The following is a 15,658-nucleotide window of genomic DNA, read 5'->3' as shown; positions in this document are numbered from 1 at the left end:
TCATGACCGTACAGGAAGTCGTCGCCGTCGTCGCCATCCAGGAAGTCGAAGTCGTCCTGACCGTAGAGGCGGTCGTCGCCGCTACCGCCTTCTAGGCGGTCGTCGCCGCTACCCCCGTAAAGGATGTCGGTGCCGACCTCACCAAGCAGGATGTCGTTGCCGGTCCCGCCGTACAGTTCGTCGCCGCCGCTCCCACCATCTAGGTTGTCGTTGCCGGTCCCGCCGTCCAGGATGTCGTTGCCGTTCCCACCGTCCAGGATGTCATTGCCGGTCCCGCCGAAAATGTCGTCGTCGCCGTCATATCCGAACACGTAGTCGTTACCGGTCCCGCCGTCCAGGTAGTCGTCGCCGTCATGACCGCCCAGGTCGTCGTCGCCGTCCCCACCCCACAGTCGGTCGTTGCCGTCACGACCGAACAGGTCGTCGTCGCCGTTCCCGCCGTACAGGTCGTCGTTGCCGTTCCCGCCGAACAGGTCGTCGTCGCCGTTCCCGCCGTAAAGGTAGTCGCCGCCGTCATGACCGTAGAGGCGGTCGTCGCCGTCGTTGCCTTCGAGGCGGTCGTCGCCGGTCCCGCCGTACAGGACGTCGTCGCCGTTCCCGCCGGACAGGAAGTCGTTGCCGTGCCAGCCGGATAGTCGGTCGTCGCCGCCATGACCGTAAAGCTTATCGTCGCCGTCTCCACCGTCCAGGCGATCGCGACCGTCCCCACCTTCCAGGACATACCCAATGGGGATTTCTTTGATGGAGTAGTTGAGGGCGATCTCCAGTAGGTGGCTAGTCTCCGGTTGGTAGAAAATCATGGTTTTGCTCCTGGGTGAAAGGGGCTGAACGAGCGAAGACTGAAACGACGAATGGCATAGAGTGAGAAGCAAAAGTCGATTTAGACTCATCGCATCTCTCAACATTTTGTCGGGTTGATTGAGATGCACCTCACACCATTAGTGTCGCAAGCTCGCAGGAATCTGACGAGGATCCCGGACGCAAATTGAATTGATTTTTTCTCATGAAGGTAGTAATTCGTGTCTAGCTTTTGACCAGATCGCGCCTTGGCAATTATGTGACACAAAGCAGCTAGCGATCGCCCGAATCATTCCGCGCAAGTCGCGTTGTAGTTGGGATAAATGTTGAGGGCGAACGGATCTCTCGCGCAGGGAGGTGCAAAATTCAAACCCTTGCCAGTACTGCTATCCAGATCCTCGTCCGATCGCAGTCAGTCGGGCTTGCTTCACGGGTCACAAGTGCTGCTAAATCCGAACGCACGCTGTTAAAACCAGCGATCGCACCGTAATTCGATCTTCGAGCGGCAGAGCATCCGATCGCGATCGCTTGCAGTTGATGCTCCAGCAGGCGATGGTGAGGGTCTGAACCGCAAATTATTCAGTATTGCCCCCAACGCCGATGCAGATTGTTCGGATTCGGGACAGTTGCAGAGCGGCTTCGTTGCACCAGTAGTTAGGGCTTGCTGAAAAAGGCTGGAATTGTTTCAGCGAGAAGGTTCCAGCGTTTTCTGCGTCAGAGAAGTGCAAGGTTATGGTTGCTAGAGCCTCAAAACCCTTGCACTTGAGCCGAGATCTAGGGGCGAAAATCTGGGGCTAGATGGCGAAAGCCTGATTTCATGAGCTCTCTGTCCCCTAAATTCACTTTGTGGACTTTTTCAGCAAGCCCTAGTTAAAACCGGCACGGCAACTTCAAGTTTCGGGAGTTTATCGAGCGCTACCAGGGTTGCAAGAGTCTAATCCAACATAACCCCATCACCTGCGTCGAGTGGGTGAGGGTACGGTTGAAGGAGACTGCATATCGAACCGGGCGAACAGTGTATCAGATGAAGAAGAGTTTGTTTTAGTACTTCCTTATCGTGCAACTCAATCGACCATCAATCGCTCTGGTTTTTAAGTAAGCCCTGAATTTATTTCGATTACTGAAGCTAGCAGTTTATTGGACAATGCCAGAGTTAGGTGCCCTCTGCGCACGCCTAAAAAACCTCCGACGTCACTGTCGGAGGTTCGATGTTAAGCAGAGACTGCAGCGAGACGGGTCGCCTTGGTCCTGGTTACACCGTCGTAAAGTAATTAGCCGTCAGGGCAATTGCCGTGGTATCCTCCACGACCCCGATCAAGTCGCTGCCCTTGAGTATCGCCGTGTCTAAGGCTGGATCCCCACCGTAGTTGAAGCTTTTGCTGAGTCTGTAATCGCTGAGTTCTCCGTGAATCTGAATCGTGTCTTCGATATCAAAGTCAGTGATGCTGGCGTGTCCTACCCCCAGGTAGAACGCGCTGCTGCGATCGCCCAGCACGAACGTATCGCTGCCGACGCCGCCCGTGAGCGTGTCGAACTCGGTGCTGTCTCCGAAGCCAAGCAGCGTATCCTCCCCGGCGCCGCCACTAAGCGCGTCGCTGCCCTGACCGCCATACAGCCGATCGTTGCCGTCCTTACCGTACAGGAAGTCGGCGCCGCTCCCGCCGTAAAGGGAGTCGTTGCCGTCCTGACCGTGGAGGCGGTCGTTGCCGTCCTCACCGGATAGGACATCGTTGCCGGTCCCGCCCCACAGATCGTCTTCGCCGTCCTTACCGTACAGGAAGTCGTTGCCGTTCTCGCCGTACAGGAAATCGTTGCCGGCCTGACCGTAGAGGCGGTCGTCGCCTTGCCCGCCGTAGAGGCGGTCGCTGCCGCTCCCGCCGTACAGGGTGTCGTTTGCTTCCTCACCGTACAGAAAGTCGTTGCCGGCCTGACCGTAGAGGCGGTCGTTGTCTTTCCAGCCATACAGGGAGTCGTCGCCATTCCCGCCATACAGGGAGTCGTCGCCATTCCCGCCGTTCAGGGAGTCGTTGCCGTCCTCGCCGTACAGAAAGTCGTTGCCGTCCTCGCCGTAGAGGCGGTCGTTGTCCTTCCAGCCGTACAGAAAGTCGTTGCCGTTATGGCCGTACAGGAAGTCGTCGCCGCTCCCGCCGTACAGAGAGTCGTTGCCGTCCTCACCGTAGAGGGAGTCGTTGTCGTTGTCGCCGTAGAGGCGGTCGTCGCCGCTCCCGCCGGACAGACGGTCGTCGCCGCTCCCGCCATACAAGGTATCCTTGCCGTCCTGACCGTAAAGGAAATCGTTGTCTTTCTCGCCGTAGAGGAAGTCGTTGCCGTCCTGACCGTAGAGGCGGTCCTCGCCGCTCCCGCCGGACAGACGGTCGTCGCCGCTCCCGCCATACAGGGTGTCCTTGCCGTCCTGACCGTAAAGGAAATCGTTGTCTTTCTCGCCGTACAGGCGGTCGTCGCCATCCTGACCGTAGAGGCGGTCCTCGCCGTCCTCGCCGAAGAGAGCATCGTTGCCGCTCCCGCCGTAGAGGAGATCGATGCCAGCACCGCTATGAATTACGTTACTCGCAGCAGTACCGACGACGGTATCGTTCCCGTCGCCAGTGTCAATGTTCTCGAAGTTGGCAATGACCTGGGAGAAGTTTGCCGACAAGCTAGCAACTTCGGTCGTCAGATTGAAGGTGCCGCCATTTTTCCAATGCCGGTAACTGACCGTATCGATGCCTCCTTCGCCGTCGAGGCGGTCATTGCCGCTCCCCCCGGATAGGTAGTCGTTGCCATCCCCGCCATACAATTGGTCGTTGCCGCTCCCACCATACAGGGAGTCGTTGCCGCTCCCCCCGGATAGGTAGTCGTGGCCGTTACCTCCTTCGAGGCGGTCGTTGCCGCTCCCGCCGGACAGGAAGTCGTCGCCATTCTCGCCGAACAGGACGTCGGTGCCGTCACCACCATATAGAACGTCGTTGCCCAGACCGCCGTATAGGACGTCGTTGCCCACACCGCCAGAAAGGTTGTCGCTGCCGTCCTCACCGAAGAGGCGGTCGTTCCCCTCAAGACCGAACAGGCGATCGTCGCCACCACCGCTCCGAATGAAATTAAGAGCAGCATTTCCAACAATGTAATCGTTACCGTCGCCCGTGCTGATGTTCTCGAAGTTGGCAATGACCTCGTCGTAGTAGCCCTGGAAGCTAGCAACTTCTGTAGTCAAGTTGTAACTACCGCCACCGTGCCATTGACGGTAATTGACTGTATCAATGCCTGCTTCGCCGTCGAGGTAGTCTTTGCCGCTCCCACCGTCGATGAAGTCGTTGCCGTACCCGCCGTACAGGTAGTCGTCACCCTCTTCACCGTACAGGTTGTCGTCACCGTCATCACCGAAAAGGCGGTCGTTGCCGACCTGGCCAAAAAGGAAATCGTTGTCGTCATATCCGAACAGGCGGTCGTTGCCGTCCCCGCCATATAGGCGGTCGCTGCCAGCACGGCTCGTAATTATGTTATCAGCAGCATTTCCGATGACGGTATCGTCGCCGTTGCCCGTGTAGATGTTCTCGAAGTTGGCAATGACCTGGGAGTATCCGCCGCCCCCAAAAGTAGCAACTCCAGCCATTAGGTCATAGATAACGTTACCGTTCCACCAACGGTAATCGACCGTATCGATGCCGGCTCCACCGTCGAGGCTGTCGTCGCCGAACCCGCCGTTCAGGTAGTCATTGCCGTTCCCGCCATACAGAGAGTCATTACCGTCCCCACCGAGAAGCTCGTCGTTGCCGTCCCCGCCGTTCAAGTAGTCGTTGCCGCCCCGACCGTACATGAGATCGCTGCCGGTCCCGCCGTAGAGCTCGTCGTTGCCGTCCTCACCGTACAGGCGGTCGTTGCCGTCCTCACCGTACAGGCGGTCGTTGCCGTCCCCTCCGTTCAGGTAGTCGTTGCCGATTCCGCCGGACAGGTCGTCGTTGCCGTCCTCGCCGTAAAGCCCGTCGTCGCCGCCCTGACCGAAAATGCGATCGTCGCCAGCTCCGCCATAAATTAAGTTATCGTTATCATCCCCCACAACGTAGTCGTCGCCATCGCCTGGGAAGCTGGCTAATGCGGTCGTCGTGTTGGAGATATCGCCACCGCTGCCGTAAGGGCAAGCGACTGTATCGCTGCTTGCTTCGCCGTAGAGGCGGTTGTTGCCGTCCGCAACGAGCAAATCATACCCGCCGAGGGTATTTGGGGAGGTGAAGTCGAGCACGATCGGCAGGTTGTCACTCATTGTTTTGCTCCTGGCTGAACGAGGGAAGACTGCAAACGACGAATGGCATTGAGCCTGATGCCGGAGTCTATTGGACTCATCGCATCTTTACACGGGTTTGTCGTGTTGCTTGGAATTCAAATCACAACATTAGTACCGCAAACTCTCAAGCCCCTAGCCAGAGTTGCGGCCGCAAATTGGATTGATTCATCCCCAGGTCGGGAGCAGTTCATCTCTATATATGTATTACTCAATCGATTTTAGATTCCATTTTAACACATGTATTTAACACATATAAGTTCACATATCTCAGCGTGCGACCGCTCGAACCCGGAAATGTTGAAACTGGCAACATATTTTGCAGTTTTAGGAATACAACTACCATTTGCCTATCTGGCACCCTACTCCTCGAGGCTCTCCCTAAGCTAAAGGATATCTCTGAAGGTCAGTTATGCAGTGTAAGAAGAGACAAGATCCTATCTGAAAAGGTACTATTCGATATCGTGAAGGAATTGTATGTTCTCAAAAAGTTGCCATTTTTTGCAAAAATTTCCAGAGTATCAGATAACGAATTTGCTGCAACCAAACCACAATTGTTTGATATCAGAGCTCCTGTTGGCAGCTGTTGCAGAGGTTAGTTCAATCGAACTCAATTCTATAAGAAAGGATTGAGTCACGAGTCGAGTCAGTAAAAGGGGCAACTTTGCTTTGCTTTTAGTTCTGAATCCAGCAAATTTGAGCTTTTAACAAGTGAATTCCTGAATCTTCAACACTATTAAAACTCTCTTCGGGGAACCTCTATAAATTTGTTTTGAGGTGCCACTTTACAGCGAACTTCTGATTCGATAAACCAGTCTTTCGATCTGCACAAGAGGAGCATAAATTTCCTGACCAGCATGCCTCTTTTCTGCTCCTATCCTTAACTTTCCATGCTCATTTCACTAAGTATTAATACCTTTTCATGCTGTATGCCAGGGGTGGCGATCTGCAAGTAGTGGTGGACCAGACAACTGGGCTGGCAATGATCCTATACAATATCTTTAAAGTGAATCAATTACGAACTCTACTTCAAAAATATCAATTTACCATGGGACCCTTTCTCGCAATCGTCTTTTTCCTGAATGCGCTCACCTCCCAAGTTCTCGCTTAGATAGGTGAGGGGCTTCCTCATTCTTGTTTTTTTTTCAATTCTCAATCTCGCCTCTTTACCCTCGTTGAGGCTCTCATCACACTATCAAAAATGGGTCCGTGCATAATGGTAAGCCTAATTGTGAATGTAAAGACTGTGGCCGTCAGTTTGTTCTCGACCCCAAAAAAATTACAGTCTCTCCTGAAAAAACAGGTTATCGATAAGCTCTTGCTTGAGTGAATTTCACTGCATGGCATTGCTAGAGTTGCCGGGGTCAGTTTCTCTTGGCTACAAGACTATGTAAATCAAAAATTTTGCCGTGTCCCTCGCCAGGTAAAGGATTCGGAGAATTCAAAGGGGCGATGGACTATTGAATGTGACAAGATGTGGTCATTTGTTTTATCGAAGAGTTATGAACTTTATATCTGGTTAGCTATTGACAGAGTTGCGGGGGAAATTGTTGGCAGTTATGTGGGCGACTGCAGTCGTAAATCGGCTCGTAAACTGTGGGAACTATGGGCGAGTTTACCGGGGGTCTATCGGCAATGTGCTGTTGCATATAAAGGTTTCTGGATTGCCTGTCAGAAGGTAATTCCGAGTAAACGTCACCGACCAGTCAATAAAAAAGTGGTCAAACAAACCATATTGAAAGGCTAAGCAATACCTTCCGTCAGCGGATTTCAAGGCTGGTTAGAGAAAGCTTGTCCTTCTCAAAAAAGCTGGATAACCATATTGGTACTATTTGGTACTTCATACATGACTATAACGCCCAGCTGGCAAAGGGTTGAGCCTTATCACTACCTCTGGAGCACTACCCGCGTTGAGAGTTGGACTCGACAAATTGACCGCCGCAGCTTGCTGGCTGACACATCTCCTGAAACCCCTGAAATTTCGCCACAATTTGCGGGGCTTGAGGCACTTGTTTAAGTCATTCAGCGGACGCAGTCCTTGCACTGGTAGTTTTACTTGCCACATCGGTGGCCGTTCTTTCGAACTTGCTGGGATTGGTATTTAGGGCATCTCATCCTTAGATTGTGTAATGCCGACGAACCCGCCCTCCCTGCAGACCTTGTGGCAATAGAGCCTGCGGTTTGCAATGGAGGAACTATTTTTCAAAAGCAAATCGGGAGCGTTCAAACTGACGGCTTCGAGTCTTCGGTCGGTTCGAGCCCTCAAGTTTCTGTATTTGGTGGTTGCCCTAGCGCTGCTGTGGTCCTCTAGCCAGGGGGGAGCGTGCAGGCGGCTGGCTGGTGCCGTCAGGTAGATACGCACTGGAGTCGGGTCGGAGCTATCTAAAAATTGGCTGCAACTGGTTGCGTGAATTACTGGCTAAGGGACGAAATCTACTATAACCCCTGCCACTGTCAGCAGTTGACCCCGAGCCCCTTTTTTGGATCCGAGATTGCTCGGGCTAAACATGACAACCAAATCTGGTTTTCCAGTATTCGCTCTCTTAACTGTCATTCATGACTGACCGAGGTTTTCAGAGATGTGTCAGTCAGCCAGGCAGAACTCTGAATTAGCCATGCTCCTCAACCAACACGAGTATCAAACTTCAGGTCTATAAAAATGCAGCTTATAGCTCGATCTTGCCTAGCGATAGGGTCGGCGTATCTGAGGGGCAGTGGGTAACACGCGATGCTAATGTGGCCCAAAGAAGGAAGCCAGCAAGGGGATTTGAACCCCTAACCTACCGCTTACAAGGCGGTTGCTCTGCCGTTGAGCTATGCTGGCAAACGGCTTGATGAAAGCTAACGCTAGGATAGCAAACCGGCGGCTAGCAACCGCAGGGAAATGAGGATTCGGAGCGATCGCGGGTAAGCGAAATAGCGAAGTCGATGCGAGTTTTGGGCGGATTCGGTTTGGTTGCAGGAGCAACGTACCCGCTGCGGGCGTTGGGACTATTGTTGCGATCGCCTCACTTGTGGAGCTATCTGGCCGTGCCAATCGCGTTGAATGTAGTGCTCGGGGTCCTGCTGTACGGAAGCATAGCCTATTTTGGCTGGCACCGCCTTGAAATGCTCACCCTCGCGCTCGATCGCGAAGTCGCCCACTTGATTGACGATCTCCCAGCATGGCTGGGTTTTATTGACAGCATCATCCTGGGATTTAGCTACTTGCTGCGCGTGTTGCTGGCAGTCGCATTGGCATTAGTGGTGGGGTTCGTGTTGGTGCAGTTTGGGAGCGTGCTCGGGTCGCCCTGGTACGGGAAGTTATCGGAGCAACTCGAACTCAAGCTCAGCGGCGAAGTGACGTTCGTCGATATTGGCATCTGGGGAGATATCTGGCGAGCACTGCTCTTCGAGATCAAAAAATTGCTCTTGCTGGCGAGCGCGTGGTTGGGCTTGCTGCTGTTCGGTCTGGTGCCAGGTGTGGGTGCGGTTGTCATTACCTTTGGCGGCGTGACAGTTGCGGCAACGATCGTTTGCCTAGACTTTTTGGACGCTCCGCTGGAGCGGCGGCGCTTGCGTTTCCGGCAAAAGCTCGGCATTGTGGCGCGCAGTTTCCCTGCCAGCGGCAGTTTCGGGCTGGTCTGTTTGGGATTGGTGAGTCTGCCGCTGCTGAATCTGGTGACAATTCCGTTGTGCGTAGCAGCCGGGACGCTGTTTGCGTGCGATCGCGTCTTGCCTACGCTGCCAAAACCGTTACCGTGAATCGCGGCGGCGGCGAGCAAACTCCGCTCTCCTAATGGCAAGGGCTCATCACCAACCGAGTTTCTGGTCGTAGGATGTCAGTCGGATCGCGTCAGTCAAATCACGCCAATAGATGTCTGCCGAATCAGCTATCTGCCGAGCGAACCACGCATGAAAAGCAAGGATGCCCTAAGGCAGAAGCTGGCACTGGGCCGTTTGGTGCATGAGGCGATCGCACAGCACGAGCGCAACCATGGCCTCGACCATCGGTACGGCGCGGGGCAGAACGCAGGGATCGTGGCGGCCGCGGGCGGCGAGGACGGTGTCTTCGCCAGTGCGGGTCACAGTACGCTGTTCGCGGCCGATGGTGGAGGTTGGCTTGAAGGCAACGCGCAGAATAATCGGTTCGCCGTTACTGATGCCGCCCTGGATGCCGCCAGAGCGGTTGGTGCGCGTGCGGGTGCGACCGCTCTCGTCGGTATAGAACTCGTCGTTATGTTCGCTGCCTTTGAGCAGGGTGCCGGCAAAACCCGAACCGATTTCAAAGCCTTTGCTGGCCGGCAAGGACATCATGGCTTTGGCTAGGTCGGCTTCGAGTTTGTCAAATACCGGATCGCCCAACCCGGCAAGCACGTTACGAACAGCACATTCGACGACGCCGCCCAGGGAGTCTTTCTCATCGCGGGCGCGCTCGACGGCAGCGATCGCCCGTTCGGCGAAGTCGGGGTCCGGGCTGCGGACGATGTTGCGCTCCACCTGCTCGCGGGTGACGGTGGTGGGGTCGGCGATCGCTTCGAGCTCGTGGATGCGCTTGACGTAGGCAACGATCTCGGTGCCGGCGACCTGGCGGAGGATCTTTTGGGCGATGGCGCCAGCTGCCACGCGCCCGATGGTTTCGCGGGCGGACGAACGACCGCCCCCTTGGAAGTTACGGAAGCCGTATTTGGTGTCGTAGGTGGCGTCGGCGTGGGAGGGGCGGTATTTCTGGGCGATTTCTTCGTAGTCCTGGGAGCGAGCGTCCTGGTTGCGCACGAGGATCGCAATCGGCGTGCCGGTAGTTTTGCCTTGGAAAACACCGGAGAGGATCTCGCAGGTATCGGTTTCTTTGCGCGGCGTGGTGATTTTGCTTTGTCCGGGACGGCGGCGATCCAGTTCGGTTTGGATATCCTCGGTATTAAGTTCGAGGCGCGGCGGGCAGCCATCGACGATGACGCCCACACCACCACCGTGAGATTCGCCGAACGTAGATACCCGGAAGAGGTGACCGAAAATACTGCCCATGTCCCTGCGTGCGCCGTCCCGCGCCCCATATTCGTTTGCGATTTACTGTGTTGCTTACTGCGATGCGTTCCGTTCGCCAGCCAGCAAGGAATGCGAAGCTCGATCCAGCGCTAGCCCTGGAACTCGGTCGATCTTAACGCGGACGGTTGCGGCGAATCCGCGCGAACAACGCGAATGCAGGGGTATGCCCCAGCTACATTCACGGCCAAGCGGGCGGGTGCAAGTCCGTCATGCTGCTGAAAGTAAAACTGGCTTAATGGGGACTTGCCGTTCGAGCCGAGGAGCGAGCGTCTCCCACCGTTTACTCCGGCATCAAAAGGTCGATCTTGCCGGTGGTGGAGCCGGTCTCGATCGCACGATCTGTGTCGGCAGCCCGCTCCAGCGGGAAGGTTTGACCGACGCGCAGGGTTAGCTCGCCGCGATCGAACAAGCGGGCGCATTGGGCGAGGATGTTAGCCTGGGCGACCTGGGCGTCGAGATTGTCGGTTAGCTGCGGCGTCAACAACAGCTCCAGTCCGATGCAAAGATTTCGCGATCGCGCCAGTGTCCAGTCCGTTTCGGCGGCCGGCTTCAACAGCGTCACGAGGCCGCCGGGTTGCACGGCGGCAAAGGTAGGCGCGAAGGTCGCGCCACCAACCGTATCGAATGCCAACTCGACGCCTTCGCCCCCGGTCCACTCCATTGCCGCCCGCACGAAGTCGGTGTCTTTAGATTGGATCGGCAGATCTGCACCCAGTTCCCGCACGAAGTCGGCTTTTTCAGCGGACCCGACGGTAGTCGCTACATCAGCCCCAGCGAGTTTTGCTAGCTGCACGGCCACGTGGCTGACCCAGCCAGCCCCAGCATGGTTCGGCACGCGCCGACCGGCCTCGAGGCGACCGCGATTGTCCAGTGCTTCCCATGCTGTAATCAATACCAGCAGTGCCGCTGCCGCAAACGAGAGCGATCGCGGCTTGGGCGCGACGACGCGCTCGTCCACCACGGCATAAGGGGCGTAGTTGCCCGTACCGAATTTCCTCAGCCCACCAGAACAAAAGTACACTGCATCGCCCGGCTGAAAACGCTCGACGCGAGCCGACCGCTGCCACAATGCCGGCCCCATCGCAGCCCAGGATTGACGGAATCTGCGCCGGGTAAAACGTCCCGCGCCGCTGCAACTTCCTATCAATGGGATTGACGCTGGCTGCTCTTAGACGCACCAACAGGTCGTGCGGTTTCCGCATGCGGGGATCGAGGAAATCGTGCGGAACCTGCACGTCTGGCGTGCCGTTGGTGGTCATCGCGATCGCGTGCGTCGAGAGCCCCCTCAATCTCGCGGTTATTATCGCATCGCGAACAGCCGGCAGGATTGCCTAAGAGTTAAAGAATGCGCGGGTTGTTGAGGCGATCGCGCTGTAGAGCACAGGCTGCACGGCGTGCGGGGTATACTCGAAAAGCCCGATTGCACGCGTTCCAACCGAATTCCAAACTGATGAAAACCTACCTCGCTGCTGCCGTCCAAATGACGAGCACGCCCGATGTCGATCGCAATCTGACAGAGGCGGCAGACCTCGTAGAACTGGCAGTGCGGCGAGGCGCAAAGTTGATCGGATTGCCGGAAAACTTTTCTTTCCTCGGCCTCGAAAGCGATAAGGTTACCCGCGCAACCGAGATTGCCGAGCGCAGCGAAAAGTTTTTAAAGACAATGGCACAACGCCATCAGATCGCGATCCTTGGCGGCGGCTTCCCAGTCCCGGTCGATCGCGATCGCGTGACTAACACGGCGCTGCTCGTCGACCCCAGCGGGGCGGAGGTCGCGCGCTATCAAAAAGTTCACCTCTTCGACGTCAATTTACCCGACGGCAATACTTACTGCGAGTCGAGTACGGTCGTGCCAGGGAGCGAGTGGCCGCCGCTATTTCCTTCGCCAACCCTCGGCAGCATCGGGCTGTCGGTGTGCTATGACGTCCGCTTTCCCGAACTCTTCCGCCACCTGTCAGCACGTGGTGCGGACGTGCTGTTCGTCCCAGCTGCCTTTACGGCCTATACCGGCAAAGATCATTGGCAAGTTCTGATCCGAGCGCGGGCGATCGAAAATACCTGTTATATCATCGCTCCCGCTCAGACCGGCAACCACTACGCGCGCCGTCAAAGTCACGGGCATGCCGCGATCGTCGATCCGTGGGGTGTTGTCCTCGCCGATGCAGGCGAAGAGCCGGGCGTTGCAATCGCCGAGATCGACCCAATCCATTTGGCCCAAGTCCGCCGCCAAATGCCGAGCCTAGACCATCGCGTGTTTCGCTAGTTGGGCGACGGCAGCGGCACGCCTGACCGCCCAACTGACTGGTTTTCCGCAGTCGGACGTCTGGTGGACGTCAGCAATCCGTGCCAGTGCGCTTGATGGGTTTGGGTACTCGCTGCCCTGCTGTAGAGCGGTTGTCAGCAAGCTCGGGGAGTCTTGCAGTTGAGCGACTGTCGCCATCGCGGTGCGGACCATGATGGGGCGGGCGCGACTTTTTTGTGCCTGGCTTTTTCGGCGGCATTGCCCCGATGCAGGTGGCCTCGCGAACCACGAGCTGGTTGTTCTGAAAGGCAACTTGGAAATCCCAAAACCGACCGCGCGCGTTCGCTTGGGCTAACGTCCCATATAGTTCGAGCTTGAATAGCTTTGGTTTGTCCGACGGCTGGCGTGCTGTCTGGCGAATGCTAACAACGATCTTGTTTTTATCTTCAGCGTAATAAACGACCTCACCGCGTACCGAAAAATACCCGCTTTCAATTGCATCGCTGGTCGGTTCTGTCTCGGACTCGGCTAGGTCGGGCTTGAGCGTTTCCGGCTCCCACACGCCTACGATCTGTACGTGCAAATCGCCCTCGCGTTGGCGCGTGCGGGGATAAACCACCCACAAGTGCGGTTGCTCTAGGTTCAAGTGATTCTTGACCACGCTGATCGTGCGACCGAGCAGCACCGACTTTACTTCTTGCTCTTCCTCGCCGTCGCTCACGAACAGCGAGCCCCGCGTCAGACCATCCGGTTCTGGTTGATAGCGACCGCGCAACAAGCCGATCGCGCGAAACTGCTTGGGCGAACTAGGCGGAGGAATCGGATGCTTGCGGGCGGACGTGACAAGCGTATCGGCAGTATCGCCATCACCAGTTGGCGGGGTCGCAGCTGATGGTGGGGCAGGTCGAGGTGGTGTTGGAGCAACGGGCTTGGAGGGAGCAGTTGGCGGTTGGAGGTGCTGCGGGGGGGTAGCGTTCGGCTTCGGGGATTGGGGCCGAACGGGTGCAGGCAAAAGCTCGGACTGACTCTCGTCGGGTTGGGGAGAGCCGGACTGGTGCGTGGGGGGTGACATGGCAGCTCCTTAAGGCAAGGACTCAGCCGCCGGTCGGCAGCAACGGCGATCGCAATCTCTGGGATTCGGTGCAGTCGGCGGGCAGCGAGTGTTGGGCGGTAGGTGCGTAGGGACGTTTTGCAGGCACGTTAACGCAACCGCCTGGCCTACCTCAAGGTGGAGCAACAAGGCTTAACTCGCGGCCGCGAACGCTTGCAAATCTCGCATTTGCCCATTCTAACTGTAGAGTTTTCCCCGTAGGATTCCGTTTGTGTGGCAACTAACAGGCTGCATGTCCTTTCGCAAGCGCTGTCTGCCCCCCGTCCGTTACCCTGTGTAGTGTCGGGAACGACAACTGCACACCCCCATTGGACGAGTCAGCCGTGCCTTCCCCCTCTCAAAAGCGCCCTTTCTGGATCTACGCAGCGATCGCGGTCGTGATCGCGGCCTTTGTCGGCGTTTCGCTGCTGCCAGCAGGTTTGTCGATCGTGGATTTATTCAGCGGTGGCGCTGCCGGCTCGCAGCAGTCAGGCGCGCCATTGACCTCCGTGTCGGCAGCCGATCGAGAGCGCGACTTGGAGGCACGCGGCTACGAGAAAGTCCTCGAACGCGAGCCGGATAACGAAACGGCGTTGGACGCGTTGGTCAGAATCCGCCTCGAACAGGGCGATTTCGAAGCAGCTACTGGCTGGCTGGAAAAACTGGCCGAGCATAAATCGGACGAGCCGGACTATCGCATCCTCCTCGGGCAAGTCCGAGAGCAAACGGGCGATCTTGAGGGTGCCGTCCGCGATTTTCGCCGCGTTCTAGAAGAAAACCCCGGCTATTTGCCAGCCTTGCAGGGTCTGACGGGTTTGTTGCTGCAGCAGGACCGTCCGGAAGCAGCGATCGGCGAAGTCCAAGCCGCCCTCGCACTGGCTGAGGCACCCAACAGCGATGTCGAACGCGTTCCCTTGCAGTTGCATCTCGGGCAGATCTACGTTCAGATCGGGCGCAGTACTGCCGCGATCGCCATCTTCGACGAAATAGCTGCTGAAAATCCGGCGGACTTTCGCCCGGTGCTCGGAAAAGCGTTGGTCTTGGGTCGTCAGGGACGCATTCAGGAGGCAAAAGAACTTGCCGATCGCGCCCAAGCTCTCGCGCCCGCTCGCTACAAAGACCAAATCCAGCAACTTGCCCTCCAACTCGACCAGCTCGAGAAGCTTGAGGCTTCGGCAGCTAATTCGTCTGAAGCATCCGATGCGGGGGGCGCACCTGATGCTGCTGCTAGCGAGGACGCTGGTGCCGAACCGGTAGTGGCACCCGATACTCCACAGCTCGAAAAGCTTGATTCAGCTGCCCCGGAGGCATCTGAGTCATCCGATGCGGCGGACTCACCTGAAGTTGCTGCTAGCGAAGACGCTGGTACCGAACCGGTAGTGGCACCCGATACTCCAGAGACCGACTCGAGCGCGCCGATCGCCGAGCCGGTCGAGTAGCCCTGCTGCTACCCGACAAACGCAGCTTATGGCAACGCTTCCCGGTATGGCAACGCTTCTCGGCTTCGATCCCGGTCGGGACAAGTGCGGTTTGGCGGTGTTAGCGGATGCGCACCCGATCGCTCACGAGGTCGTTCCGGCCGCTGTCGCATTAGCAACGATCGCCGCGTGGCGCGATCGCTACGGGAGCGTGCAGTTGGTGATGGGCGATCGCACCACCTCGCGGGAGTGGCAAGCCCGCATTCGCGCGCAAATACCCGATTTGGCAATCGCCCTGGTGGACGAGCGCAATAGCACGCTGGAAGCTCGCGATCGCTATTGGCAGATGTACCCCCCGCGCGGACTGATGCGTTTAATTCCGCAAGGGATGCGCCTGCCGCCGCGCCCGGTGGACGATATTGCGGCAATTTTGCTGGTGGAGCGATATTTGCAGTTGCGGTCGTGAGTCCGGGTCGCGCCGTTCAGATGCGCTCGACCCGCAGCGCCTTGGAGAGCAGTGGATGATATAGCAATGGAAGGTCGCCGCCGGACAACTGTCGGAATGGAAGCCCTGGGGACCGTTCGTTTTAGGCTTTAAATGGAGGAACTAGTTCCTCAAATGCTATTGCTGCCGTGGCTTCCTCCTTGCGCGCAGGGTCGCTTCAAGACAAGCTGCCCAGGCGGGTGTTGCCCAACGCCGATTTTCCCGTGCCAGCAGACGCCAGGCGATCGGCATAGCGAGTTGTTTCGGGCAAGCGATATTTGGGGGTGCAGCGCAGCACCAGGTCGATCGCTGTCTCTAGCCTGGA

General features: G+C 57.0%; 9 protein-coding genes, 1 tRNA gene and 2 pseudogenes. 5 read left to right on the top strand and 7 right to left on the bottom strand.

Annotated elements, in window-relative coordinates; all coding sequences use genetic code 11:
• Positions 1-800, bottom strand: an 800-nt coding sequence (locus KR51_RS19770; RefSeq protein ID WP_022608022.1) for a calcium-binding protein, incomplete at its 3' end; no start/stop codon positions are given.
• A gap of 1,250 nt (positions 801-2,050) precedes the next feature.
• Complete coding sequence (locus KR51_RS11775) at positions 2,051-5,056, bottom strand: calcium-binding protein (protein WP_022608021.1); 3,006 nt, start codon at positions 5,054-5,056, stop codon at positions 2,051-2,053.
• Positions 5,057-6,256: 1,200 nt separating this feature from the next.
• Here KR51_RS11775 and KR51_RS21320 point away from each other — a divergent pair.
• Positions 6,257-6,952: pseudogene (locus KR51_RS21320) on the top strand (IS1 family transposase); the annotation flags it as partial.
• 874 nt (positions 6,953-7,826) lie between these two features.
• On the opposite strand, the gene KR51_RS11770 reads toward KR51_RS21320, so the two are convergent.
• A tRNA-Thr gene (locus KR51_RS11770) sits at positions 7,827-7,898 on the bottom strand.
• A 104-nt stretch (positions 7,899-8,002) separates the two neighbouring features.
• On the opposite strand from KR51_RS11770, the gene KR51_RS11765 reads away from it, so the two are divergent.
• Positions 8,003-8,818, top strand: a complete 816-nt coding sequence (locus KR51_RS11765; RefSeq protein ID WP_022608018.1) for an EI24 domain-containing protein — start codon at positions 8,003-8,005, stop codon at positions 8,816-8,818.
• A 168-nt stretch (positions 8,819-8,986) separates the two neighbouring features.
• Here the strand turns inward: KR51_RS11765 and aroC are convergent, their stop codons facing one another.
• Both aroC and KR51_RS11755 read right to left on the bottom strand, forming a co-directional pair.
• Complete coding sequence (gene aroC, locus KR51_RS11760; RefSeq protein WP_022608017.1) at positions 8,987-10,078, bottom strand: chorismate synthase; 1,092 nt, start codon at positions 10,076-10,078, stop codon at positions 8,987-8,989.
• 301 nt (positions 10,079-10,379) lie between these two features.
• Positions 10,380-11,358, bottom strand: a pseudogene (locus tag KR51_RS11755) (zinc-binding dehydrogenase).
• Between the two features lie 191 nt (positions 11,359-11,549).
• On the opposite strand from KR51_RS11755, the gene KR51_RS11750 reads away from it, so the two are divergent.
• Positions 11,550-12,362, top strand: a complete 813-nt coding sequence (locus tag KR51_RS11750) for a carbon-nitrogen hydrolase family protein (RefSeq protein ID WP_022608016.1) — start codon at positions 11,550-11,552, stop codon at positions 12,360-12,362.
• Positions 12,363-12,432: 70 nt separating this feature from the next.
• Here the strand turns inward: KR51_RS11750 and KR51_RS11745 are convergent, their stop codons facing one another.
• Positions 12,433-13,413 (bottom strand): hypothetical protein, encoded by a 981-nt coding sequence (locus KR51_RS11745; protein WP_022608015.1) that lies wholly within the window; start codon positions 13,411-13,413, stop codon positions 12,433-12,435.
• A gap of 362 nt (positions 13,414-13,775) precedes the next feature.
• On the opposite strand from KR51_RS11745, the gene KR51_RS11740 reads away from it, so the two are divergent.
• A complete protein-coding gene (locus KR51_RS11740) occupies positions 13,776-14,870 on the top strand; it encodes a tetratricopeptide repeat protein (protein WP_022608013.1) in 1,095 nt (364 codons plus the stop codon).
• A gap of 28 nt (positions 14,871-14,898) precedes the next feature.
• Positions 14,899-15,315: a RuvC family protein gene (locus KR51_RS11735; RefSeq protein ID WP_022608011.1), complete on the top strand. Its 417-nt coding sequence runs from the start codon at positions 14,899-14,901 to the stop codon at positions 15,313-15,315.
• A 196-nt stretch (positions 15,316-15,511) separates the two neighbouring features.
• Here the strand turns inward: KR51_RS11735 and KR51_RS20720 are convergent.
• On the bottom strand, positions 15,512-15,658 hold a 147-nt coding region (locus KR51_RS20720), incomplete at its 5' end, for an endonuclease V (RefSeq protein WP_022608009.1).

The sequence above is a fragment of the Rubidibacter lacunae KORDI 51-2 genome (assembly GCF_000473895.1).
GTDB classification, from domain to species: Bacteria; Cyanobacteriota; Cyanobacteriia; order Cyanobacteriales; family Rubidibacteraceae; genus Rubidibacter; species Rubidibacter lacunae.
This window is presented reverse-complemented; position numbering and strand designations above follow the sequence as displayed.